Source organism: Pseudomonas sp. NFPP04, assembly GCF_900113815.1.
In the GTDB taxonomy this organism is placed as follows: domain Bacteria; phylum Pseudomonadota; class Gammaproteobacteria; order Pseudomonadales; family Pseudomonadaceae; genus Aquipseudomonas; species Aquipseudomonas extremorientalis.
Genome location: NZ_FOQS01000009.1, coordinates 1 through 24,464 on the forward strand (window position 1 = coordinate 1; position 24,464 = coordinate 24,464).

Genomic DNA, 24,464 nt, shown 5'->3' on the forward strand with positions numbered 1-24,464 from the left:
CTGGATTACAGCCTTAAACGTTGGGCTGCGTTGAGCCGTTATCTGAACGACGGCACGGTGCCCATAGACAATAACCACCTCGAAAATCAGATACGGCCATGGGCGCTAGGGCGAAAGAACTGGTTGTTTGCTGGCTCACTACGCAGTGGCCAACGCGCTGCTGCGCTAATGAGTTTGATCCAGTCGGCCAAGCTCAACGGCCACGATGCATATGCTTATCTGAAGGACGTTCTTACTCGCCTGCCGACGCAGCGGGCGAGTGAGATTGGGGATTTGTTGCCGCATCGATGGCAACCGACTTAGCTGCGCAAGACGGGATGCGTGGACGCTTACTTTCTTGCGGCCAAAGGTCAAGCGAGAAGGCTTAACTGATCGGCATTAGGCTTAAGGCCCCCTTGTTGTTATCAATCAGGGCCGGCACTAGCAGCATTAGAGCTAATAAAAGAAATGTAAGCGTCTGCCGAAGTCACCTTGCATGACTCAGGCAGATACCCACTGATGCGGCAGCAGTTGGTCAATCTCACTCGCCCGCTGTGTCGGTAGCCGCGTCAGCACATCTTTGAGATAAGCATACGGATCATGCCCATTCATACGCGCCGATTGGATCAGAGTCATGATCGCCGCCGCCCGCTTACCGCTGCGCAACGAGCCGGCGAACAACCAGTTGGAGCGCCCAAGAGCCCATGGCCTGATCTGGTTTTCGACGGCATTGTTATCTATAGGCACAGCACCGTCTTCCAAGTAGCGCGTCAGCGCTACCCAGCGTTTAAGGCTGTAATCCAAGGCTTTGGCTGTTGCTGATCCGTTGGGCACAAGATCGCGATGAGTCAGCATCCACTCGTGCAGTGCTTTCGCCAACGGCGCTGCTTTTTCTTGCCGTATTCGGCGGCGATCCTCGTCACTCATCTCACGTGCCTGGCGCTCAACTTCGTACAGGCCGCCAATCGAGTGCAGTGCCTGTTCGGCCAGTTGGCTTTTATTCGCCGCGTGCAGATCGAAAAACTTGCGGCGCGCATGAGCCATGCAGCCAATTTCGGTCATGCCCTTCTCGAACCGGCTTTGTAGCCAGCAAAGTCATCGCACACCAGCTTGCCATTCCAGGAACCCAGAAAGTTACGCGCATGCTCACCGGCGCGACTCGGGCTGAAGTCATAGACGACTGCCTTAAGTGCCGAAAACGGTGTAGTGCAGTAAGCCCAAACGTAGGCTCGATGGGTTTTCTTTTCACCGGGCGCAAGCATCTGCACCGGCGTCTCGTCGGCGTGGACAACTCGTTGCGCTAGAACCGCTTCTCGCAAAGCATCAACCAGTGCTTGAAGCTGTACACCGGTCTGTCCGACCCATTGGGCCAGTGTTGAGCGCGGGATCGCTAAACCGGCGCGTCCAAAGATTTTCTCCTGCCGATACAGCGGCAAGTGATCAGCGAACTTCGCCACCATCACATGAGCCAGCAAACCTGCGGTCGGAATCCCCTTGTCGATCACTTGAGCTGGAACTGGCGCCTGGATCAGTGTTTCGCACTGACGGCAGGCCCATTTTCCACGCACATGCTGTTCGACGATGAACACGCCCGGTGTGTAATCCAACTTCTCGCTCACATCTTCGCCGATGCGCTGAAGCTGGCGGCCGCAAGAGCACTGCGTGTTTTCCTGTTCGTGATGAATCACGGTACGTGGAAACTGCGCTGGCAGCGGTGCACGCTTGGGTTTTTGACGTGTTTGCTCTGGCGCCGGGGCCGGCAAGAGTGCGCTCAATTCGGCGTCGATAGCCTCAAGATCAGTATTGAGCAAGTCGTCGAGCAAGTGGCCTTGCTCCGGGCTGATCTGCTCACTGCGCTTGGCAAACCGGTGTCGCTTGAGGACGGCGATTTCATGAGTCAGCTGTTCGATGAGGGTCTGATCGTGATGGATCTTCCTACCCATGGTGTCGACCTTCGACATCAACTGCGCTGCTAACGCACGCAGTTGGTCGGGGGTCATTTGGTCGAGGTCGGGTAAGGAAGTCATGCCCTGGATTTTACCAAAGCAGATCGCTGGCGACAGCTCGCCAAGACGCGAATTACATTTTAAAGCAGCGTGATGGTGCCTCCAGCGCCGACACGCTGCCAAGGTAGGCCAAGCACCAGGGCCTGAAGTTGTTCGGCGTCCAGTTCCATTTCGCAACCTTGTCGAATACCTGGCCAGTGAAACTTACCCTGGTTCAACCGTCGTGCGGCCAGCCAGACACCAATTCCATCATGCACCAGGACTTTCATGCGGGTAGCACGGCGATTGGCGAACAGATAAGCGCAGTGCGGCTTCGCCGCACCGAACACCGCAATCACCCTGGCCAGAGCGGTCTCGGTGCCAGCACGCATATCCATGGGCTCGGTGGCGAGCCAGATGCTGTCGATGCGGATCATAGGGCAAGTCCACGGACAAACTGAGCGCAGCCCTCAGGGTCGGAAGCAGGCCATTTCACGGTGATGGTTTGCTCGCCAAATGGCAGTTCAATAACCGCCGACGCTTGAGCCTTTGGCTTGGGATTTACCGGTGCGACGTTCACGGGAACAAACGCAGGCAGCACGACTGCCTGCTGATCACGAAAAAGCGGTAACCAACGGCGCACGACATTAGCGTTGATGCCGTGACTCATCGCGATGGCCGCCACGGAAACACCGGGCTGTTGGCATTCGTGAACCACTTGGGCTTTAAAGGATTTTGAGTAGGACTTACGTTCACGCATGGCGATCCTGATATTAAGGGTAATTGCGTCCGCTTAAATTACGCGGACACAATCGACCTTAATGCTGGGGTTCGGTAGGTGTGTTTGCCGGCCCCTTACAAAGAAATAGCGCACGTTCTTATTGTTTTTGGCGTTTTGCGAAGGTGTGCGGCGAAACATCAGCGACGATGCTTGAGTCGATAACACTCAAAACTGTCAATGTTGACAGGTGTGCGAAGGATGCTGGAGGTGCCTAATAGAAATGGCCTTGCACCTGTTAGCAAGACGGACAAGTTATCTAAACTTCCGGAGTCAACCGAGATGGCAAGTTTAAAGAAACCCAAGAGTACAAAGGCACCCAACGCAGCTAAAAACTCCAAAACGGCTGTTCGCTCGGTTTTGACAGAGCCCCGATCCACGCGCCGAGCCCCGCGAGCAGGGACACTTGCGCCAATAACGGTGCTGAATGCGGAGGATGATGTACCCGGTGGCCAGTCCAATCTGATGAATATCGAGAAGCTTTACCTGGAAGGATTGAAGTTCGAGATCCCCAAATGGACCATAGGGGGTGGCGCTCCGGGAGCGCGTCACCAACTGGAGGTCAGGCTCAATAATGTGCTCATCATGCCACGTGAAGACCTCGGCACGAACCTGAACGATCCCAGCCTGCAGTGGCCTCGTCCTTACACGCTCACTCAAGCCCAAGTGGGTGATCACGGTGTCAAAAGTCTGACCTATGAGGTGTTTTTTAATCCGGCGACTAACAGTTCGAGGGAGCCGGTGAACGTTACAATTGACCGATACGACACACACGCCAGGATCCGGCCTTCGAAAGCGACGCTTCCGCCCTGGGTAGTCGATGGCAAAGTGACGGTTGAGTTGCTCGCGGTGCCGGGTAACACATTCATTGCAACCTGCAGCGGTCGGCTTGATCCTCAAGTGGGCGATAGCGTGCGTGTCTACTGGCATTACACGGATTCGACGCCGATTGCCACTCTCACCAATTTGCCCGTCAATCATTTACCGGTAGACGTTACCGTGCCCCTCGCGGACATAATGACCAAGTCCTCAGGCGTCTATCAGATGGCGTATACCTACCTCGACCGCGCCGGCAATGAAACGACCTTTCCCCCGTACCTCACGGATGTAACGCTTTCCCTTGAGCCCAACCCTTCAAACCTGCAAGACCCTGTCGTGCCCGAAGCGCCGCTGGATCGGGAAGATGCTCAGCTCAATCGCGCCTATGTTCAAATCACGGGCTACGACAACTATGAAATTGGCGATCAACTCGTTGTCAGCTTTAACGGGCAGCTGCTCTATTTAACCGTGAACAACCTAAATTTCCCTAAAGACGTTCCAATAACATGGGCCGCTTTGTCGTCTGGAGGCGTGACTGCCCCCTATGTTGCCGCGGTTTTTTACTATGTCGTTCGAAACGGTACTCCCTCTCCGAACTCCACCACGATCGACGTTTCAGTGGACCTTACAGCACCGGGCCTGATACCCGATCCGGGCGGTCCTGGGCCGGTCAACCCTAACCTTGGCCTGCTCACACTCACCTCGGCAGGCGGCCTGACCAACAAAATTGGCCCGGGTGATACGGGTGATGCCACGGTCACTTTTGATGTGTATACCGGCGCAACGGCGGGTGATCGCATTCAGATCTACCTGAAGGGCATCCCCCTGTTGACACCGCCTTATACCGTCACGTTGCCGGATGAGACGGCTACACAGTTCAGTATTACGGTTCCCGCCTCAGGCATTGCCTTGGTCGGTAATGGAGAGCACGACGCCCATTACAGCCTCAATAACGGAACCAACAATAACGTCACCGACTCATTGCCAACCGAGATCGATGTGCAAGCATTCGTGATTGAAGATCTGGCACTGCTTGAATACCCAGATTCGATAGATTCCGGTATCGGCGACGACACCCGCTTCATGAATTGCGCACATGGCGTTGCGTCAGGTATCAAAACCAAAATCATCAGCCCGGGCAAGTTGAAGAAAGATGACAAAGTAAGCGTGGTGTGGGTGATCTATGGGCCTAATGACTACTACTCGAACGTCAAAGTAAACGAATACGAGTTCCCTCCCGTGACGGTCACCATCGATCACTTTGCCGGGCACCCTGGCGAAGAGTTTACGGTGCCTTTCGCCACCTATATCTCCCCAGTCACCGAGGGGCGTGTCGAGGCTTACTACAAAGTGGTCGGAGCGGGTGGCACTCCGGGAGAGTCCGATCCTTCCATTTTGTACATCACCCGTAAGCTCCTGGGCGGTGGTACTTGTGGCTGACGAGCTGTTCTGAATGTACTGAGTCGTTCCCAATAACCCTTGAGGTCAATGCCTCAGGGGTTATTGGTTTTGCCCTGACGGTTCGCGTCAACGCTTTGCCCATCCTTCATTAAGGAAAGTCCTACAAGGCCCTAGATTCGGCCTACATGAAGTTCCTCCTCGGGTACGTAACCTCGGCGCCTCTGAAAGCCTGAGTCGATGAGTCCTGTAATCGATTGGCTTGTTCAGTCATCCGACTAGAGGTTCTACCCTATGAATACCCATGTACTTTTCAAGCGTTCGCGCTTGTCTGCCGCAATCAAAATCCTGGCGATCGCGCCTTTTTCACTGGTGGCAACTCACGTGTCCGCCGTGGACCTTGGAGCAGGTCAGAAGCTTGTCATTGATGCAGGCAGCGACTTTGATCGCTACACCTTGAAAGACGGTGCACAACTGATTTCCAACGGGGCGGCGATTCTCAGCGTCGCTTCGCAGAATTCGACCTTTGAGATGAATGGCGGCGAGGTCGTAGCGGGTTCCGAACACGGAGTCCAATTGTACGGCAGCCAGGCAACCATTCGTGATGCTCACATTTCCAGCGCCAGCGGTATTGGGATGATCGTGGGCGAGCACGCTGCCGCAGGCAGTCACGCCCAAGTGTCCAACAGCCGGATAGAAGGTGCCACCTATGGCGTCAACCTGGGGCGGGAAAGTACGCTGCAGATGACGAGTACCGATGTTCTTGGTGGCGAATTCGGTATTTTGGCCATCGACGGCAACCTGGCCGCCCAGGGCGGCAGTATCACTGGCGGCACCAATGGTCTCTATGTGTACCGCACTGCCGATGGCACGACACCCGCCAGCTTTCACCTTGAAGGTACCCGGGTAGTTGGGGAAACCGGTGCCGCCATCGTGGTGGATTCACCGGGGGTTGGTACTACGCCTATCACCATCGCCAATGGCACCACGCTGGAGGGTGGCAACGGCAACATGTTGGAGGTGATCAACGGTGGCGCAGCTGACGTACTGGTCAACAACAGCAACCTGGCCGGCAATATCCAGGTAGGCAGCGGCAGTGCTCTGGACCTGAATCTGGATTTCGCCGCCATGAAAGGCGACATCATCAACAACGGTGGCACCGCCAATGTGGGCCTGAACAACGGTGCGGTCCTGACCGGTCGCCTGGAAAACGTCGACAAGCTGTCGGTCAACAGCGACGCCACCTGGGTGTTGGTGGATGGCCAGGATGAACTCAAGGAACTGTCGATGAATGGCGGTAACGTCAAGTTCGGCGATTCGGGTGCGTTTTACCAACTGAACGTGACGAACCTGAATGGCACCGGCGGTACCTTCATCATGAAGGCGGATTTCTCGACGTTGACCGGCGATTTTCTCAATGTCACCGGTACTTCCTCCGGCGCGCACCAGTTGTTGATCGCCAGCACCGGTGCTGACCCGTTGTCCGATGATCGTTTGCATGTCGTGCGCACTGCCGATGGCGGTGCGAGCTTCAGCCTGGTCGGTGGTCGGGTGGACGTCGGTACCTATTCCTACGGACTGGTCAGTGACAACCGCGACCACGATTGGTACCTGGACCCGGACAATAAAGTCATCAGCCCGAGCACCCACTCCGTACTGGCCCTGGCCAACGCGGCGCCGAGCGTGCTCTACGGTGAAATGACCAACCTGCGTACCCGCATGGGTGAGTTGCGTCACAGCGATGGTAAGTCGAGCGGCATGTGGAGCCGAACGTACGGCAACAAGTTTGAAGTGAACAACCGCGATAAAGGTGTGCAGTACAACCAGGCACAGCGTGGTTTCACCCTGGGTGCCGACGTACCGTTGTCCGGTGGCGATGGCCAATGGCTGGCAGGCTTCCTGGCCGGTCACAGCACCTCAGACCTGGACCTGAACCGTGGCAGCAAAGCCACCGTCAACAGCTACTACGCCGGTGGATACGCCACGTGGCTGGACGCTGAGAGCGGCTTCTACTTCGACGGCGTGCTCAAGTTCAACCGCTTGCACAACGAGTCCAACGTGGCGATGAGCGACGGCAGGAAAGCCAAGGGCAACTACACGCAAAACGCAGTGACTGCTTCGGCAGAGGTGGGCCGCCACATCAAGCTGGACGACGGCTTCTTCGTGGAACCTTACGGCCAGTTGGCCACGGCGATCATCCAGCGCCAGAGCTACGAGCTGGATAACGGCCTGCAAGCCAAGGGCGCGCGTACCGCTTCGGTGGTGGGCAAGGCCGGTGTGACCGCCGGGCGTGACATCCAACTGGACGGAGGCAGTGTGCTGCAGCCGTACTTGCGGACTGCCGTTGCCCATGAGTTCAACCAGAGCAACAAGGTGTCGGTGAACGGCAACAGCTTCAACAACGACCTGTCGGGTACCCGGGTTGAAATAGCAGCTGGACTGGCCATGGCCGTGTCGAAGAACTGGAAGGTCCATGCCGATGTAGAGCGCAGCATGGGCAAGAGCGTTGACCAGCCGTGGGGGGTGAATGTGGGGGTGCGATATGACTTCTAAGAGTGCCTAAACTCACCACCTGTAAAGAAGCCCCGTATCTTTTGATACGGGGCTTTATTTATTAGCGGTGTCCCGTCCTGGGCGGGCTATTATTGTGGAGTACAAGCATATAGGAGGTCAGAGGTCGACCAACGCAATGGTACTCGATCGGTAGTTTGAGACTAGCAGATGCTTTCCGTTGGGCGTCACTTGTAAAAATTGGGGGCCGTTGAAGCCGCTTAGCGTGTTCACAAGTTTCGGTTGGTCTTCTGAGGTGTCGAAGATGTGTACTTTATCAGTGCCGTTCTCTGTTAAATAAAGTAGCGCCTCAAAAGGGTGAGTGGCTACTCCTACAGCGTAGTTAAAGCCTTGATTTGTATTTATTATCTTGTTGAGCAGGCGATCAAAGGTGCCCACGCTAGAACCCGACACGTAGAAGCCTTTATTGTCGGTGTTAGAGAAGGCAATGTCGCTGACAGGAGAGGGGAAAGGTGCACTGGAAATGAATGCGTCTGAGCTTGTATCGAGTCGACGTACCCCCCAATTGCCGAGCCAACTGTAAATGACATTTTCGGGCGATATCCAGAGCCGGCTACTTGCCTCCCCCGTGCCCGTAGGAATGTATTTTTCAACGTTGCCGGTTTGCGTATTGATTTTTGCAATTTCATAAAGTGAACCACCACTATCATTAAAGTACTGGGTTGAAGTGTAAGCATAAGTGCCTGTACCCTTGATTCCGGTAATGCCATATGGCATTTTGTAGTGTAGCAAAGTTTGTTTAAGCAAAGCGTAGGAGGCGGTGTCGTAAGCGGCAACAAGATTAGAGGCTGACGTGTAGCCTGTTATTACTGTTATTAAAAGCTTAGTGTCGTCATTGTTTAAGGAGATTGCAAAGCTTTTCGGCGTTTGTATTGTATGTACGACCAGTGCTTTTTCTATGTCAATAACACTCACTGTTTTTGACTGGCGATTGTTTACAAACGCAGTTTTGCTGTCTTTAGTTATCACAATCTCGTGCTCACCGGCCCCCACAATGATGTGTTTTGACACCACAGGCTGGCGATTAATCCTGTAAGCAACCGACTTCAGCTTGATCGCACTGTTTTCAATCCCCGCTTCGTCCAGTGAAACGCTCGCGTCGACGGTCACAGTAGCGCCATTGGCTAGCCCTTTCAAATAGGAGTCATGTATCAAGTCATGCGTACGCTGTGCCGTAAACTCGGCGGCGCTCACCTTGATGCCTGGGCGCAGGAACAAGTCAGTAGAACTTTTCAGGCGAATGAAAACCGCTTGTTGCCGATTGAAGAAGGGCCACGCCTTGACCTCCACAGAGTTCGACTGGCTGGTATCGATCACGCCCCCGAGTGCTTCCGGTACGCTGACCAGATCAAGGGTTTGCGCAGACAGCGCATCCACGTTAACGGTGAGTGGAGGCGACTTGAAAACCTCGCCGTTACGCAGCACTTCAACATACGCCGTGAAGGAGTCACCCACATAAGCCGCGACAAAGTTACTGAGCAAGGCAAACGTGATGTAGTCATGCCCCGCATCTGGAACACCAGGCTTCGCTGGTATAGAGGGCATACCCAGGCCTGGCTTGCCCTGTATCACCAGTGTCACAAGGTCTGTGGCCAGCATCGGGTATTTGATCCTGAACGTGACCGTACGAGGGGAAGGCGTCCAGACGTGCAGCGGGTTAAGTTGTGTGAGGCAAGGTGACACGTAGGTGCCTTCGAGCAGACTCGGGCATTCGGTGAGTTTTAATTTCGCGCCTACATTGACGATCAATGGCAGGGATTTGAGCGGAGTATCGGTAGGCAGTGTCCTGACTTCCCAGTGAATTGCCATGGTGCTGTCTTTGTTTGCCAGCACAATAGCGCGTGGAATCGTGAACGTCAGCGCAGAGCCAAACCAGATGGACGTCACTTCCAGCCACGCGGTGGTGAAACTGCCACCGGGTTTGCTGCCAGTGGCAACAACTCGCACCTCGTCGTTCAGGGCAATGCTTGAATGTGGATGGACAAGCGCCTTCAGGTTGCCTTTGCTGAAGAGTTCGTCAAACACATGTCCAGGCCTTAAATCGTCTGATGTAGGAGGGGGTAGTGTCACCGTAATGTCACCCACGGAGACGGTCACCGATTTCGAGGGGCGGGAGGTGTCGTTATTGACTACGTAATACGCCTTGAAAGTGGAACCCTCCAGAAGGGCGAATACGCTTTGGTAGTCCAGAAAGAAATCGATTGCTCCAGTACCTGCGCTGTCAGTGTATTTCGCATACACAGGGGTGCCGTCGAGCGCCGTGCCTTCGATGATCAGGTCGAGCTTGTCACTGGGATTCTGTCCGAAGAAGCGCACAGTAATTTCTACTGGATCGGTACCTAGCGGCAGGACTCCGCCCTCGAGCCCGTGGACGATGGGGGCTGGCCGACTGTTGTCGACTGGTGTGCCTCGCATGCTGTAAATGACGGCATTGGAGGGAGTATTCACTTCGCCCTCCCGTACCCGTTCGTAAGTAATCAACAAGCGGCCGCCCGCCAGCTTTTTGGCAAACTCCAATGGCAGGGGAACGTAAATGCGCAGTGCGTTGGGCTGTGGCACGTCAGCCATTTCGGTATGTTTGAGGGTCTCACCTGTTGCGGTCAGCCCGAGGTAGGTGACAAATGCCTTGTCGTACGAAAGCCAACCGTAAATTCTGATGGGTATTTCAACTCTCAAGTCCTTCGATTGTACATCTGTATCAATGAAGTCTTCGTCTGAATCCCCATCGTAATCGGCTTCAAGTACATGTGCCGCAGGCAGCAACGGGCCGGTGCTCCCGTTCACGTTGTTTTGTATGAGCCGTGGAACTGAAAAGCCGTTGGATTGATTGCCTGCCTTATCCCTTACAAACCATTCAAAAATGTTTACACCGAGCGTTACCTGCAGCCAAGTACCGTAGTTGATCGTGATAACGATAGGCGCATTGCTGGAGGCTTCAAAGCTGGTGACTTTATGGGTGACGAGCACACCGCCGATACTCACGAAGATCACATCACCTTCTTTGCGGTCGTGCACCGGATCCACCAGCGGATTCACCGGGTATCTATCAATGAATATTTTGATGCCGTTTTGAGCGGCGGCCTGGGTGATGATGCCGAAGGCTTCGATGTTGGAGTCTACGAAGCGGATACGCCCCAGGTTTTCATTGATGAGGGGGGTACTGACCTGTGGGTCAACGCCTCCAGGTTCTTTTTGGTCTACCCAGATGTTCAAGGCTGTGGTCTCGTCCGTGACGCCGCTCAAGCGTTTGACGAAGCCTTGCAATTTGTTGTAAGCCTGGTCGATAAACCGAACGGACTGAATCGTCAGGGTAATGTCCTTGCCGAGGACTGCATCATCAGCGGAGACGGTGTAGTGAGCGACCGTTTCACCATTGAGCTCAACCCAGACAAAGTCGTTCTCGGCCTGTTCGAACCAGGCATAGAGGATGTAGATGACGCCGAGTGCGCTGACCGTCAAGGCGGCTTTGTTGAGGGCGCCGTCGGTGCCAGGTATGGGGGTGAGGTTGGGAATATAGGGGATCAGATCCGCGAATGGCAGCTGAGTTGAAGGTAACCTTTGCGCCCCGGGAGGGCAGCCGCCCATCGGGCGGCGGTCAGGTAGGCGTCCTACAGGTGTTTTGTTGGGTTTTTTGCGCGGTACCGTTGCCACGCAGCCGTGGGGCAAGGCGGGGGGAGGGTTATGATCCTCTCCTGTAGGCAGGCAGTGATAGGGGAGGGACGACGGGGGATTTTGATCATAGGTCATGACGGGATACCTGTCTGGTTTTCAATCAAGGGTGCGACGCGTGATCCACTGTTGAATGAAGTCGCTGCCTCGATTCAACGCTCCCTCTCCCTCGGTGCCTAGCTGTGAGAAATGACAGTGCCGACCAGCGGTATTCTCGGCTCACAGCACCACCACCGACACCGTGTTATTACGCGCATTGGCCACATAGGCATAGGTGCCGTCCGGTGACACCACCACGTCTCGTGGCTGGCTGAACCCCGCATAGGTGCCGATCACGTTCTGGGCTCGCGTATCCATGAGGGTCAGCAAGTCGGCGCCGCTTTGTGTGATGTAGGCGCGCTCCAGTCTTGGGTGAAAGGCTACCCCATATGGTCGTTGCAGACCGCTCAAGGTCTGGCTGATTTGCAGCGTTGCGGTATTGCCGATCAATACTGTGCCTCGGTCGGGCTGGGTGATATAGATGCGTTGTAGCAGGGGGCTGTGGGCGATTTGCTGGGGATGCGAGACGGTGTTCACTTGGCTGAGCTGGGCGTTGTTTGCCAGGTTGATGGCCCGCCAGTCAAACGCGCCGGCGATATGCGCGCGGGTGCCATCCGGGCTGATGGCGATGGCGCTGGGCCGGGTGGTTGTCACGCGGCTTACCACGTCGTGGTTGGTCGTATCGAAAATCACCATCTCTGAGGCGCCGTTGTCCGCTACATACAGGCGTGTGCCCGTCTTGTTCAGCGTGAGCCCGTGCGCCGTGGTGAAGCCTGTGAGTGTGTGAATCGTCGAGTAGTCCTGCGTGCTGATCACGCGAACCGGTGTATTGGCTGCACTGCTGTTATCCGATACGTACAGGCGGCTGCCGTTGGGGTGCAGGGCCAGCCAGAGCGGTGAGCCCATGTTCGTAATCGTGTGGATGACCCGGTAGTTCTGTGTATCGATCACCGCCACGGATTTGGGTGTGGTGGCTTGGGTCACGTAAAGTCGCGTGCCGTCGGCACTGAGTGCCAGGTTTGTGGGCGTTCCGGCTGCGCGGATATTGGCCATGACCCCCTTGGTATTTTCGATGCGGTAGCTGACGGTTCCCAGCTTGACCGCGAAATCTTTATGCGCGCTGCCATTGAGTGAAACGCGGGTCTCCACTGTCAGCGTACTGCGGTTAGGGAGCGAGCGCAGATAGGCCGCGGGCAAGCTATGTTCCACGCGCTTGGCCGCGAACTCTGGCGCACTCAGTGGCGTGCCCTCCCGTAAAGGCAGGTTGGCGACGCCATTGATGTCTATCCACACCGGTTGCCCGCTGCGCATGAAGGGCCACTCCAGCACCCGCACGCTGTGGGCTTTGCTGACATCAATCGCACCCACCAGCGCCTGCGGCACGCTGACCCGGTCGAGGTGTTGAGCCGGCAGTGTTTCTACCGTGAGGCTCAAGATTTGCGATGAAGTGCTCGCACCGCCTCGAGTGACGATATAGGACACGCTGGCCTGCCGACCGAGGTTGGCGGCAATCACTTGGTTGGACAGTGAGAAGTCGACATGACCGAGCGCTGGGTCGGCAGGTTTTGGCGCGATCACCGGCGTGCCCAGGCCGAAGGTCCCCTTGAATATCGGCTGGATATCGTCTCCCGGCAACATCGGGTAGCGTACGCGCAGGGTGGCTATCGGTGCCAAGGGCGGTAGCACATGCAGGGGGTTTAACGTTGCTGTCGCGGGGCCGGTGACAGTGCTTTGCAGGATCAATGGCACGTCCAGTTGCAAAACGCTCCCGACCTTCATCACCAGCGGTTGTGAATACAGCGTGCGCAGCCCGGGCCGTTCGACGATGTAGTAGATCCGGGCAGAACGGTTGAGGTTGGCAAGTACGTAGATGCGCGGGACTACAAACATCAAATCCTCGCCGGGCCAGACGTCGGTGATCAGCCGCCGCATGGGGGGGGCACTGCCGCCCAGTGCGCTGCCTTCGAAGTACAGCACCACCGTTGCGCCCCGTACAAATGCCGCGTGCCACCTGACAGTGACATTGGCATTGGCGCGGAAGATCTCTGGGTCAAAGGTCGGGTCGGGTTCCGGCGCCTGGAGCACCTGGACCTTGGGCAACGCCACCATCGGCTCGCCGACAAGTAGGTTCAGGTCCTTTGAGGGTGGACGCTGTCCGGGCAGGTTAATGTAGTAATAGAGGCGCAGCGTGCCGCTTTCCAACTGGCGAATGTCACCGTCCTGACCGTTGGCAAGATCGAAACTGATGTCCCCTGTGCCCGCTGGCAGGCGATGTTCCTGATAATACCCGTGGCCGTTGGCATACTTGCCGTCCAATACCAGGGTTACGCAATCGTCAGGGTGCTGGCCCATGTAAGAGCGGATTATCACTCTGACGGGATCGGTCAGTGGGTTGAGGACGCCATCGTTGGCTGCCGGCACTTGAGGCGCGTCCAGCCCGCTATCAACCGGCGTACCCGTTACCTGGATGAAGGCGTTCTCCGAAGGTACGCCAGGTTGACCGGGGCGAAGGCGCTCATAACTGAGTTGAATCAAGGCGCCTATCAGTAAACTCAAGTCTGCGTTTGGCCATGCAATATCGAGGTACTGGATAGCGGTTGAACTAACCGGGGCGCTGTAGATTTGTTCCACTTCCACCCCGGTCAGGGTGCGCCCCCTGAGGCTGGCCCGAAGCGTGTCGCCGCTGGCCCAGCCTTTACCGGCAATGGGGAATCGCAAGGTTGCGCTCTTACCTGCGAGCTTGTCCGCATCCAGTGTGCCGCTGGGCGCCTCGACGATATGCCCTGAGTCCAGTAGTTTTTCGTTTGGATTAAGAAGTACCTCGAGCATTTGTGTCGGCGAGCGGCCGGGCGCGTAGTTACCCGCTTCGTCCAGTACGTCATAAGCGCAGGCATGGCGGCCGCTGCCAATCTTCAGCCAGGTGCCGTAATTCACCGTCAGCGTGATCGGGTTGCGATGGCTGGCCTGGCCTTCGGTGACAGGGTGCTCGACGATTTCACTGCCGATGATCAGCCGGATTCGATCGCGCACTGCGCGGTGGGTATTGGCGGGCAAGGTGGTGTCGAGCGGGTAAAAACCGATGCTGACCGCAACACCACGCTGGGCTGTCGTCGAATCAATGAAAGTCTGGGCGGGTTGTGGGCGCGGCAGGCGCTCGTTGACCCAGGGCGGTGCCACGATGGGTTCGTTACCGGTCGGTGCCACCCGGTCGACCTTGAGGTTCAGGCGCTGGGTTTCCTCGCGGCTTGAATCCAGGTGTGTGACAACAATGTAAACAGGCCCTACCGTTCCATCCGGCAGGCGTGCCAAGGGGGTGCGCAAGACAATCGCTTTCTCCTCACGGGCTTCCTGTGCCGTGACCGTATGGGTATCGACTGGTATGTCGGGGTTGGCGCAGATCAGCGCGATGAAGTCGCCTTCGGCCTGGCTGGCATAGCTTCTCAAGATGCAAATAAGTCCGTCGTTGCCATGGGACTCGAGCAAGGCTTTGTTGACGCCGCCGCTAAAGCCGACCACCGGGACTTTTAACCCGGGAATATACGGTGCCAGTTGAGCAACGCAAGGGCGGGCATTTCGTACTGGGCGCATGATGATTATCTCGGGCTAGAGGGCGCGAGATGAGTTAGAGCACGTAGGAGGGGAGCGCAACAACTGTGAGATTTGACAGTTCAGACCAGCGGCCGTCGCGCGTTGTCAGCCACGCTCGCCTCGGTCAGGGTTGACGGTTCCAATGTCGAAACAACGGTTCTGCCAGAAACAACACAAACAACAACCGCATCACCTGCATCGCCGTCACCAACGGTACCGACAGTTGCAGGGTCTCGGCCGTGAGACTCATCTCGGCAATGCCACCGGGCATCATGCCCAGGGTCAGCGAGCGTAAATCCAAGTGAGTCACTGCACTCAGCCCCACCGCCGCCAACGTCGCCAGCGCCATGGTCAACGCCGTGCCAATCAAGGTGCGCCCCATGAACGACGGCGCCCGACGAAAGAACTGCCGGTTGAAGTGGCAACCCAGGCCACTACCGATCAACCACTGGCCAATCTGGCTGCCGCCATCGGGCAGGCCGATATGCAGGTCCCAGACCACGCTGGCTGTGGCACTCACCAGCAACGGCCCGAACAACCAAGGGTTGGGCTGGCGCAAGCGCTGCCAACCCCAGGCGACCAAGGCGCCCAGCGGAAACAGCGCCAGCAGCCACGGCCAGCTCACCGGCGCCGGATGAAACTGCGGTGTACCGCCTTCCAGCAAGTACTTGAAAATCGCCGGCACACACAACACCACCATCAGCACCCGCAGACTCTGCCCCGCCGCAACACGGCTGAGCACCGCACCATTACGCGCGCCGAGGTTGACCATCTCACCGGAACCGCCCGGCATGCTCGAGAAGAACGCCGTGGCGCGGTCTTCACCGCTGCGGCGCATCAGCCACACACCCACCACGCTCGACAGGCTGGTGACCAGCGCGCCGAAGAAGATCAGCCCGAAGTGGCTCATCACCTGTTCGATCACCACCGGGGTGAAGTGCAGGCCGATGCCGATGCCCACCACCCATTGGCCGCATTTGCGCCCGCCGGGGATCTCCGCCAGCTGCCACGGCGTGAGGCAGCGCACCAGGATGATCGCCAGCAGCGAACCGACCATGTACGGCAAAGGCCAGCCAACCAGGCTGGCCAGGTAACCGCCGGCCAGGCCGACCAGCGGTGTCCCCCACCAATGTCTGAAGGTGACCTCAGACATCGGCCACGGCACGACGCTGCAGGGCACGTTTGCGGTAGATGCGCAGCAACGGGAAAGCCAGCATCAGCGCGGTCAGTACCCACACACCAAAGGTGATCGGGCTCGACCACAGGATCTGCAAGTCACCGTTGGAGATCGACAGCGCACGGCGCAGGTTCTGCTCCATCAGGCCGCCAAGGATAAAGCCCAGCAGCACCGGCGATAGCGGGAAGTCGAGCTTGCGCAGGATGTAGCCGAAGATGCCGATACCGACCATCAGGAACAGGTCGAAGGTGGTGGCGTGCACCGCGTATACCCCGATGGCGGTGATGATTGCGATCACCGGTACCAGCGCCCAGTTCGGCACGGCGAGGATGCGCGTGAAGATGCGGATCATCGGGATGTTGAGGATCACCAGCATGATGTTGGCGATGAACAACGAGGCGATCAGGCCCCAGACGATATCCGGTTGCTGTTGGAACAGCAGCGGACCCGGAGTGATGTTGTACAGCGACAGCGCGCCGATCATCACCGCCGTCGTGCCCGAGCCGGGAACGCCGAGGGTCAGCATCGGCACCAGGGCACCGCAGGCGGACGCGCCAATCGCGGTTTCCGGAGCGGCGAGGCCGCGCATGTCGCCCTGGCCGAATTTACCGCTGGCACCGGCCAGGCGTTTTTCGGTCATGTAGGCAACGGCCGAGGCCAAGGTAGCGCCGGCACCCGGCAATACGCCCATGATGAAGCCGAGCAGGCCGCAGCGGATATTCACCACGAAGACCGCGCCCGCTTCTTTCAGGTTGAACATCATGCGCCCGGTGGCTTTGACTGCCTCCTGCCCACGGTGGGTTTTCTCCAGCAGCAACAGGATCTCGCTGATGGAGAACAGGCCCAGTACCAGCACGACGAACTGGATGCCGTCGGTGAGGTGGATGTTGTCGCCGGTGAAGCGATACACACCGCTGTTGGCGTCGATGCCGACCGCCGACAGGAACAGGCCGATCAGTGCTGCCACAAAAGTCTTCAGCGGTTTGTCGCCAGCCATGCCGCCGAGACAGACAATTGCGAACACCATCAGTACGAAATATTCCGCCGGGCCGAAGGCAATCGCCCATTTGGCCAGCAACGGCGCAAACAGCACCATGCCACAGGTGGCGATAAACGCGCCGATGAACGAACTCCAGGCCGACAGCGACAGCGCCACACCGGCGAGGCCTTTGCGGGCCATGGGGTAGCCGTCGAGAGTGGTCATCACGGTGGACGCTTCGCCCGGGATGTTCAGCAGGATCGAGCTGATGCGCCCACCGTATTCGCAGCCCAGGTACACGGCTGCCAGCAGGATCAGCGCCGATTCAGGCGGCAGGCCCAGGGCGAAGGCGATGGGGATCAACAGCGCCACGCCGTTGATCGGGCCCAGGCCAGGCAACAGGCCGACCACGGTGCCGATCAGGGTGCCGCACAACGCGGTCACCAGGTTGTAAGGGGACAGTGCAACGCCGAAGCCCTGGCCCAGGTAGCCGAAAGTATCCATGTCAGTTCTCCAGTACGTCGAGCAGGCCGAGGGGCAGCGGTACATCCATGGCTTTGTCGAACAGCAGGTACAAGCCGATGGCCATCAACGTGACGATCACCACGCTGGGCAACCAGCGACCACCGTACAAGCGCGCCATGGGAATGCCGATCAGCATGCTGCTGAGGATGAAGCCCAGGGGTTCGAAGGTGCCGGCGAACACGATCAACAGCGCGACGCACACGCCGATCTTGATCAGGGTTTCGCGGTCCAGCGCGGGTTCTTCTTCGGTGTGTTTGGTCGGCTGTGGACGAAACAGCATGTAGATCAGTGCCAGGCTCATCAGCCCGAGCATCAGCAGCGGGTAGGCGCGCGGCCCCACCGGCTCGTAGGAAAACGACGCCTGGTACGGCCAGGCCATCAGCGCGAGGCCGGCGCAGGCCAGCAGCAGCGCGGCGGCGAAAATGCGTTGTAAGAGCATGTGGAACTCCTGGGCCACGCCGCTTGGCTAAAGGGCGTGGCCGCACAAAAGAGGGGCGATTACTGGATCAGGCCGAACTCTTTGGCCAGCACTTTGTAGTCAGCCACCTGTTTCTTCACGTAGGTGTCCAGTTCCGGCCCGGTCATGGCGAACGGGAACAGCTCGCGTTGGTCACGCAGCTTGGCGAACTCCTCGGAGGCCAGCAGTTTGTCGAACGCCTCTTTCCACCAGGCGTAGTCGGCATCGCTGACTTTTGGCCCGAGGTAGAAGCCACGCACCACTGGCCAGACGATGTCGTAGCCTTGCTCTTTGGCGGTCGGAATGTTCTTCATTTCCGGCTCGTCCAGGCGCTGTTCGGAGAACACCGCCAGCAGGCGCATGTCGCCGCTCAGGATGTGCGGCATGGAGTCGGAAATGTCGGTACTGCCCACCTGGATATGGCCGCCGAGCAGGGCGGTGGCAATTTCACCGCCGCCTTCAAGGGCGACATAACGCAGTTCGCGCGGGTTGATTCCGGCAGCCTTGGCGATCAGCGCGGTTTGCATCCAGTCCTGGCTGCCGACGGTGCCACCGGAACCGATCACCACGCTGCCCGGATCTTTCTTCAAGGCTTTGACGAGGTCGTCGAGGGTTTTGTAGGGCGAATCGGCTTTCACCGCGATAGCCCCGTAGCTGGTGCCGACCGCCGCGAGCCAGCGCACGGCGCTTTCATCGAAGCGGCCGAACTTGCCCTGGGCCAGGTTCAACAGCGAACCGCTGGACCAGGCCACCAGCGTGCCGGCATCCGCAGGACGCTGGGCGACCACGGCGTTGTAGGCCACCGCGCCCACCCCACCGGGCATGTAGGTCACGCGCATCGGCTTGCTCAGCAGCTTCTCGTTGACCAGCGCGCTTTGCGCCAGTTTGCAGGTCAGGTCAAAACCACCACCCGGCGAGGCCGGGGCGATGCACTCTGGGCGCTTGGGTTCGTCAGCGGCCAGCAGTTGGCCGGCGAACAGCATGCAGCCGGCGGCGAGGGCCAGTTTACGCAGTGAAAGGGTCATGGTTATCTCCGTCGTTGTTGTTATGAATGGCTTACCAGGCACTACTTACCAAAGTGCAACGCTGTAGCTGACCAGCAGACGCACTTCGTCCGCATCACGGGCCGAGTAGTTGGAGCGGTACGTGGCGTTGCGCAGGCGCACGGCCACGTCCTTGAACGTGCCGGCTTGCACCACATACTTGATCTCGGTGTTGCGCTCCCACTCCTTGCCGGTCTCGCCGTTCTTGAGCTTGATGTTGTCACCTGAGAGGTAACGGCTCATGAAGCTCAGGCCGGGAATGCCCAGCTTGGCGAAGTCGTAGTCGTAGCGCGCCTGCCAGGAACGCTCTTGGGCGCCGGCAAAGTCGTTGATCTGCACGAAGTTGATCAGGTACGGGTCGCTGCCATCCACATAGGGGAAGGCGCTGTCACCGGACATGTGCTGGTAGCCGGCGCTGAGCTTGTGGCCGTTGAGGGCATAGCTGAACAGGCCGTTGAGGGAGGTGTTGTCGATCTTGCCGCCACGGGCGGCGCCAGTGTCATCGCTGATGGCCAAACGCAGGTCGGTGCCGAACGTACCGGGACCCATCGGGCGCGCAGCCACCAGGCCGAGGAAGTGCTGGCGGTACACATCGTCGAGTTGGGCGAAGTGGTAGCTGCCGGTGATCTTGTCGGCGAACTTGTAGTCGGCCCCGCCAAAATTGAAATGCTTGCCGGTGGCGCCGCTGACGAAGCGGCTGTTCTTGTTGTTGAGGGCAATGTCCTCGTAATTGGTGTCGTCACGGTCCTTGGCTTTGTCCAGGCGCCCGCCGGTGAACACCAGGTTCTTGAACTCCCTGGAGGTGATCAGGCCGCCGTTGAAGGTTTGCGGCAGGATGCGCCCGTCGTTGGGCTTGAGGATCGGCAGCTCGGGGATCAGCGAACCGATCTTCAGCTCGGTGGCCGAGATCTTCACTTTGCCGGTCAGGCCCAGCTTGGAATATTCGTCGGCGGCGCGGCCATCGTCATGGGTGGGCAGCAGGCCGGTGCCGGTGCGGTCGGGGCTGGAGTCGAGCTTGACCCCGAGCATGCCCAGCGCATCCACGCCGAAGCCTACGGTGCCGTCGGTGTAGCCCGATTGCAGGTTGAGCATGAAGCCCTGGGCCCACTCGTCGCGCTTGGATTGCTGCGCGCTGGTGCCATCGCGAAAGTCGCGGTTGAAGTACATGTTGCGGGTTTCCAGGGTCGCGCTACTGTCTTCGAAGAAGGCAGCCTGGCTAAGCGGCGAAAAGCCGGCAAGGGTAGCAGCACTGGCGAGGGCGGTCTGGGTCAGGCGAGAAAAACGAACAGGCGAGGAGGCCTGGGGCTGTGTCGACAGCATCGTTGTGTACTCCGTTATTGTTCTTATTTTTGGCGAAAACGCTTCGAGGCGTTTTTCGGGCGCTGCGGATAAGGCAGCTTGGCGGGCATAGACCACCGAGGCTGGATGCTAAAGGGCGAAGCTTTCACTAACCTTTCAGTCGGCTTTCAATGTTTTCGGGCTTCACAGGCCGGTCGGCGCCTGTAAACTGCCCGCCAAAGCGTGGCACCGACCACCCCTGAATGAGGTAGCAATCCATGCGTGTCTTGCTGGTTGAAGACCATCTGCAACTCGCCGAAAGTGTTGCGCAAGCGCTCAAGAGCACGGGTCTGACCGTTGACGTGCTGCACGATGGCGTGGCGGCGGACCTGGCCCTGAGCAGCGAGGAGTACGCGGCGGCGATCCTCGATGTGGGGCTGCCGCGCATGGATGGTTTCGAGGTGCTCGCACGTCTGCGTGCCCGTGGGAAAAATTTGCCGGTGCTGATGCTGACGGCACGCAGTGATGTGAAAGACCGCGTGCACGGCCTCAATCTTGGGGCGGACGACTACCTCGCCAAACCGTTCGAACTCACGGAGTTGGAAGCGCGGGTCAAGGCGCTGCTGCGGCGTAGCGTGCTGGGCGGAGAGCGTCAGCAGGCCTGCGGCGTGCTGGTGTACGACCTCGACACCCGGCGCTTTACCGTAGGGGGTGAACTGATGACACTCACCTCCCGCGAGCAAGCCGTACTCGAAGCGCTGATTGCCCGCCCGGGCCGGGTGATGAGCAAGGAACAACTGGCTTCCCAGGTGTTCGGCCTGGACGAGGAGGCCAGCCCCGATGCCATCGAAATCTATGTGCATCGCCTGCGCAAGAAACTCGATGGCCAGCCCATCGCCATCGTGACCTTCCGTGGCCTCGGTTACCTGTTGGAAGCCCGCGATGCATAAGCCCAGCAGCCTGCGCTGGCGCTTGCTGTGGAACCTGGCGCTGTTGCTGGTGCTGTTGATGCTGGCCAGTGGCATGAGCGCCTACTGGAACGGTCGCGAGGCCGCCGATACCGCCTACGACCGCACGCTGCTGGCCTCTGCGCGTACCATCGCCGCCGGCTTGACCCAGGTGGATGGCACCCTGAGCGCCAACGTGCCCTACGTGGCCCTGGACACCTTTGCCTATGACAGTGCCGGGCGCATTTACTACCAGGTCAACGACATCGACCAGAAGCTGATCTCCGGCTACGAAAACCTTCCCGGTCCACCGCCGGGTACGCCACGCACCGATGACTATCCGGCATTGGCGCGCTTCTACGACGCCATCTACCAGGGCCAGCAGGTACGCGTGGTGAGCCTGCTCAAGGCCGTTTCCGAACCGAACATGAACGGCATGGCCGAAATCCGCGTTGCCGAGACCGATGAAGCGCGCGTGAGCATGGCCCGCAGCCTCATGGCCGATACCCTGCTGCGCCTGGGCATGCTCGCCGTCGGCGCACTGTTGCTGGTGTGGTTTGCCGTGAGTGCGGCGTTGCGGCCGCTCGAGCGCCTGCGTACGGCAGTGGAGGAGCGTCAGCCTGACGACCTGCGGCCGTTGCCCCTGGTGGAAGTGCAGCATGAGTTCGGCCCATTGGTGCGTTCCCTCAACCATTTCACCGAACGCCTGCGCGGCCAGTTCGAACGCCAGGCGCAGTTCATTGCCGATGCGGCCCATGAACTGCGCACGCCACTGGCAGCCCTCAAGGCCCGGCTGGAGCTGGGCTTGCGCGCCGAGGACCCCGCCACCTGGCGCAGTACCCTCGAAGCCGCCGCCCAGGGCACTGACCGTCTGACCCACCTGGCCAATCAACTGTTGTCCCTGGCGCGCATCGAAAATGGGGCGCGTGCCATTGCCGAAGGCGGCGCGCAGTTGCTCGACCTCAGCCAACTGGCCCGTGAGTTGGGCATGGCCATGGCACCGCTGGCCCATGCACGCGGTGTGGCATTGGCGCTGGAAGCCGACGAGCCGGTGTGGCTGCGCGGCGAGCCTACCCTGTTGAACGAGTTGTTGAGCAACCTGGTGGACAACGCCCTGGCCCACACGCCACCGGGCGGCAATGTGATCCTGCGGGTGACGGCGCCGGCGGTGCTGGAAGTGGAAGATGACGGGCCGGGCATCCCGCTGGATGAACGGGACCGGGTGTTCGAGCGTTTCTACCGGCGCAGCCAGCAGGGCATGGGCTCAGGCCTGGGGCTGGCGATCGTCGGCGAAATCTGCCGGGCGCACCTGGCCCAGATCAGCCTGCACGATGGCGAGCACGCCGGCTTGAAGGTGCGCGTGAGTTTTATCGCGGGTTGATCAATAGAACATCGAGCGCGCTTCATCCAGCTCGGCGCGCAAGGCGTCGCTGTAAGGGTCGACCCGTAGTTTCTTGATCGCCGGCAAGGTGGAGACCGCAACGTTTGCCAATGGATGATCGGTGCCGCGATGGCAATACAGCACGGCGACCTGTACCAGGTCGATGTAGTCGAGGCGGGCTGAATCGCGCTCCAGGTCCAGGTATTGGCCCGGCAGTTTCGCCAGCATTTCCGGAAAGTCCCAGCCGCCCAGCAGTTTGTCGCCCAGCAGCGGGTGGATGCTCTCGATGACGTGGTTGAGGCTGACCGGGTCGGCGAGCAGCTCATAGTGGTCTTCGGCGTACGTCAGGATCGGCAGCACACCGATCTGGTGCACCAGGCCGCCAAGGGCCGCCTGGTCCGGCTTGAGTTGGGAATGGCTGCGACACAGGGCATAACTCACACCCGCGACCTCCAGGCTGCGGCGCCACACATCACGCATCTTTTGTTCGACCACGTCGGAGCGCGCGTGGAAGATCTGCTCCATGACCAGGCCGATCGCCAGGTTGCTGCTGTAGTTGGTACCCAGCCGGGTGATGGCGGTGTGCAGGTCGGTGACTTCCTGGGTCGCGCGCAGCAACGGGCTGTTGACCACTTTGATCAGGCGTGCCGACAGTGCGGTGTCGCGACCGATTACTTTGCTCAAGTGGCTGATGCTGATCTCCGGGTCTTCGGCGGCCTGACGAATATTCAGGGCCACTTCCGGCAATGTCGGCAGAACCAGGTCATCGTTATCGATGGCCCTCACCAAAGCCTGTTGGACTTTTTCCGCCAGCTTGTTCATTCATGCTCTCTAGGGTGTTGCAACAAAGGTACGGCGATCAGCGCTGGATCTCTCGATCGCGGTCGAGCGTGTAAGGCAGGTCGAGCAGTTGCAAGCGGGGACCCTCCAGCGCGCCCAGGTGCACATCTTCACTATCGGCAGCTTCGGCTTGCAATACGGCCAGAAGTTCAACGGTCTGGTCAGCTTTTGCGGCGATTACCACTTCGCCGATCGAGCTGTTATGGCTGGGAGAAAACAACGGAGTGCCTGGCGCGGGCATTTCAGACGTATCGAGACTCAGGCGGTACAGGCGACGTTTGAGTTTGCCCAGGTACTGCATGCGCGCGACGATTTCCTGGCCGGTGTAGCAGCCTTTCTTGAAGCTGACGCCGCCCACGGCCTGCAGGTTGAGCATCTGTGGAATGAACAGTTCGCGGGTCTGGGGCATGACCTGGCCGATGCCGGCGCGGATCTGTCCCAGCAGCCATTCATTCAGATCGGTTTGTTCAAGGGTTGCAGCCAATTGACTGCGTACGGCGTCGCCTTGCTCGGCAGGTACCCAAAGTTCAGCGCGGCCAGGGGAGACGCGGATGGCGATCAACGTATCGTTGCGCACGACGCTGTCGGTCTCGGCAGGCAGCTCAAGGCCAAGACCCGTCAGGGCCGGGTCGGCATTCATCAGGCCGAAGCGCACCCAGGCGGCGCTTTCATCGGTGAGTTTGGACTTGGAAAACACGGCGTATTTTTTCAGGTCCGCCAGTTGCGGCTCCAGCAGCTCGCTGGCCATGGCCAGCAACACGCCGTCACCTTGCAGCAGGATGCGGAAGCTCGACTGCATGCGCCCTTTTTGCGTGCAGCGCGCGCCGAGGCTGGCCTGGGTGTCGCTCAGGTAATTGAGGTTGCAGGTCAGTTGGCCCTGAAGGAATTTGGCAGCGTCGGAACCGCGGACGGCGAGAACGCCTTCGTGGGACAGGGGGCAGAAGAAAGCAGAGTCGGCCATGGGTCATCGCAGGTCAAAAAAAGTCATGGGTGCATCATAGAGGGGCGCCC

General features: G+C 58.9%; 16 protein-coding genes and 1 pseudogene. 5 read left to right on the forward strand and 12 right to left on the reverse strand.

The genetic code is table 11. The features are described from left to right. Nucleotides 1-303: IS66 family transposase (locus BM017_RS18980; RefSeq protein ID WP_139216845.1), on the forward strand; the 303-nt coding region annotated here is incomplete at its 5' end. A 177-nt stretch (nt 304-480) separates the two neighbouring features. Here the strand turns inward: BM017_RS18980 and BM017_RS18985 are convergent. The 3 genes and pseudogenes from BM017_RS18985 to BM017_RS18995 form a co-directional block, all read right to left on the reverse strand. Next, nucleotides 481-2,006 (reverse strand): annotated as a pseudogene (locus BM017_RS18985) (IS66 family transposase). Between the two features lie 59 nt (nt 2,007-2,065). After that, entirely contained in the window at nt 2,066-2,401 is a 336-nt protein-coding gene (gene tnpB, locus BM017_RS29395) for an IS66 family insertion sequence element accessory protein TnpB (protein WP_139212834.1), read from the reverse strand. Continuing rightward, the gene (locus tag BM017_RS18995) at nt 2,398-2,724 is read right to left on the reverse strand and encodes an IS66-like element accessory protein TnpA (protein ID WP_092247174.1); all 327 of its coding nucleotides are present in this window, start codon (nt 2,722-2,724) and stop codon (nt 2,398-2,400) included. Before BM017_RS18995 ends, tnpB begins: the two co-directional genes overlap by 4 nt. 219 nt (nt 2,725-2,943) lie before the next feature. Between BM017_RS18995 and BM017_RS19000 the strand changes: the two genes are divergently transcribed. Both BM017_RS19000 and BM017_RS19005 read left to right on the forward strand, forming a co-directional pair. Further along, the gene (locus BM017_RS19000; protein WP_139212833.1) at nt 2,944-5,001 is read left to right on the forward strand and encodes a hypothetical protein; all 2,058 of its coding nucleotides are present in this window, start codon (nt 2,944-2,946) and stop codon (nt 4,999-5,001) included. A 252-nt stretch (nt 5,002-5,253) separates the two neighbouring features. After that, the gene (locus BM017_RS19005; RefSeq protein WP_092247180.1) at nt 5,254-7,512 is read left to right on the forward strand and encodes an autotransporter outer membrane beta-barrel domain-containing protein; all 2,259 of its coding nucleotides are present in this window, start codon (nt 5,254-5,256) and stop codon (nt 7,510-7,512) included. 117 nt (nt 7,513-7,629) lie between these two features. Here BM017_RS19005 and BM017_RS19010 read toward each other — a convergent pair whose 3' ends face one another. The 7 genes from BM017_RS19010 to BM017_RS19040 all read right to left on the reverse strand — a co-directional run bounded on the left by BM017_RS19010 (nt 7,630) and on the right by BM017_RS19040 (nt 20,327). Continuing rightward, a complete protein-coding gene (locus BM017_RS19010; protein ID WP_170856099.1) occupies nt 7,630-11,277 on the reverse strand; it encodes a YncE family protein in 3,648 nt (1,215 codons plus the stop codon). A 141-nt stretch (nt 11,278-11,418) separates the two neighbouring features. Further along, nucleotides 11,419-14,826, reverse strand: coding sequence for a YncE family protein (locus BM017_RS19015; protein ID WP_092247186.1), 3,408 nt, complete (start codon nt 14,824-14,826; stop codon nt 11,419-11,421). A gap of 124 nt (nt 14,827-14,950) precedes the next feature. Further along, the gene (locus BM017_RS19020; protein WP_092247189.1) at nt 14,951-15,979 is read right to left on the reverse strand and encodes an AbrB family transcriptional regulator; all 1,029 of its coding nucleotides are present in this window, start codon (nt 15,977-15,979) and stop codon (nt 14,951-14,953) included. Next, on the reverse strand, nt 15,972-17,486 hold the full coding sequence (locus BM017_RS19025; protein WP_092247192.1) for a tripartite tricarboxylate transporter permease: 1,515 nt from the start codon (nt 17,484-17,486) through the stop codon (nt 15,972-15,974). Before BM017_RS19025 ends, BM017_RS19020 begins: the two co-directional genes overlap by 8 nt. Before the next feature lies 1 nt (nt 17,487). Beyond that, nucleotides 17,488-17,946, reverse strand: coding sequence for a tripartite tricarboxylate transporter TctB family protein (locus BM017_RS19030; protein ID WP_071488927.1), 459 nt, complete (start codon nt 17,944-17,946; stop codon nt 17,488-17,490). Nucleotides 17,947-18,005: 59 nt separating this feature from the next. Further along, nucleotides 18,006-18,995, reverse strand: coding sequence for a Bug family tripartite tricarboxylate transporter substrate binding protein (locus BM017_RS19035; protein ID WP_170856104.1), 990 nt, complete (start codon nt 18,993-18,995; stop codon nt 18,006-18,008). Between the two features lie 39 nt (nt 18,996-19,034). After that, nucleotides 19,035-20,327: an OprD family porin gene (locus tag BM017_RS19040; protein ID WP_092247198.1), complete on the reverse strand. Its 1,293-nt coding sequence runs from the start codon at nt 20,325-20,327 to the stop codon at nt 19,035-19,037. Between the two features lie 236 nt (nt 20,328-20,563). Between BM017_RS19040 and BM017_RS19045 the strand changes: the two genes are divergently transcribed. Together BM017_RS19045 and BM017_RS19050 are read left to right on the forward strand one after the other, a co-directional pair. Further along, on the forward strand, nt 20,564-21,235 hold the full coding sequence (locus tag BM017_RS19045; RefSeq protein WP_010212220.1) for a response regulator: 672 nt from the start codon (nt 20,564-20,566) through the stop codon (nt 21,233-21,235). Continuing rightward, on the forward strand, nt 21,228-22,613 hold the full coding sequence (locus BM017_RS19050) for a sensor histidine kinase (protein ID WP_071488929.1): 1,386 nt from the start codon (nt 21,228-21,230) through the stop codon (nt 22,611-22,613). Before BM017_RS19045 ends, BM017_RS19050 begins: the two co-directional genes overlap by 8 nt. Here BM017_RS19050 and BM017_RS19055 read toward each other — a convergent pair whose 3' ends face one another. After that, on the reverse strand, nt 22,614-23,435 hold the full coding sequence (locus BM017_RS19055; protein WP_092247201.1) for an HDOD domain-containing protein: 822 nt from the start codon (nt 23,433-23,435) through the stop codon (nt 22,614-22,616). A gap of 37 nt (nt 23,436-23,472) precedes the next feature. Next, entirely contained in the window at nt 23,473-24,414 is a 942-nt protein-coding gene (locus BM017_RS19060) for a CAF17-like 4Fe-4S cluster assembly/insertion protein YgfZ (RefSeq protein WP_092247204.1), read from the reverse strand. Nucleotides 24,415-24,464 lie beyond the last annotated feature (50 nt).

Bases quoted from the DNA above. Each gene is read 5' to 3' on its own strand.
- tnpB (WP_139212834.1), bottom strand. From the start codon at position 2,401: ATGATCCGCATCGACAGCATCTGGCTCGCCACCGAGCCCATGGATATG.
- BM017_RS18995 (WP_092247174.1), bottom strand. From the start codon at position 2,724: ATGCGTGAACGTAAGTCCTACTCAAAATCCTTTAAAGCCCAAGTGGTT.
- BM017_RS19000 (WP_139212833.1), top strand. From the start codon at position 2,944: ATGCTGGAGGTGCCTAATAGAAATGGCCTTGCACCTGTTAGCAAGACG.
- BM017_RS19005 (WP_092247180.1), top strand. From the start codon at position 5,254: ATGAATACCCATGTACTTTTCAAGCGTTCGCGCTTGTCTGCCGCAATC.
- BM017_RS19010 (WP_170856099.1), bottom strand. From the start codon at position 11,277: ATGACCTATGATCAAAATCCCCCGTCGTCCCTCCCCTATCACTGCCTG.
- BM017_RS19015 (WP_092247186.1), bottom strand. From the start codon at position 14,826: ATGCGCCCAGTACGAAATGCCCGCCCTTGCGTTGCTCAACTGGCACCG.
- BM017_RS19020 (WP_092247189.1), bottom strand. From the start codon at position 15,979: ATGTCTGAGGTCACCTTCAGACATTGGTGGGGGACACCGCTGGTCGGC.
- BM017_RS19025 (WP_092247192.1), bottom strand. From the start codon at position 17,486: ATGGATACTTTCGGCTACCTGGGCCAGGGCTTCGGCGTTGCACTGTCC.
- BM017_RS19030 (WP_071488927.1), bottom strand. From the start codon at position 17,946: ATGCTCTTACAACGCATTTTCGCCGCCGCGCTGCTGCTGGCCTGCGCC.
- BM017_RS19040 (WP_092247198.1), bottom strand. From the start codon at position 20,327: ATGCTGTCGACACAGCCCCAGGCCTCCTCGCCTGTTCGTTTTTCTCGC.
- BM017_RS19045 (WP_010212220.1), top strand. From the start codon at position 20,564: ATGCGTGTCTTGCTGGTTGAAGACCATCTGCAACTCGCCGAAAGTGTT.
- BM017_RS19050 (WP_071488929.1), top strand. From the start codon at position 21,228: ATGCATAAGCCCAGCAGCCTGCGCTGGCGCTTGCTGTGGAACCTGGCG.
- BM017_RS19055 (WP_092247201.1), bottom strand. From the start codon at position 23,435: ATGAACAAGCTGGCGGAAAAAGTCCAACAGGCTTTGGTGAGGGCCATC.
- BM017_RS19060 (WP_092247204.1), bottom strand. From the start codon at position 24,414: ATGGCCGACTCTGCTTTCTTCTGCCCCCTGTCCCACGAAGGCGTTCTC.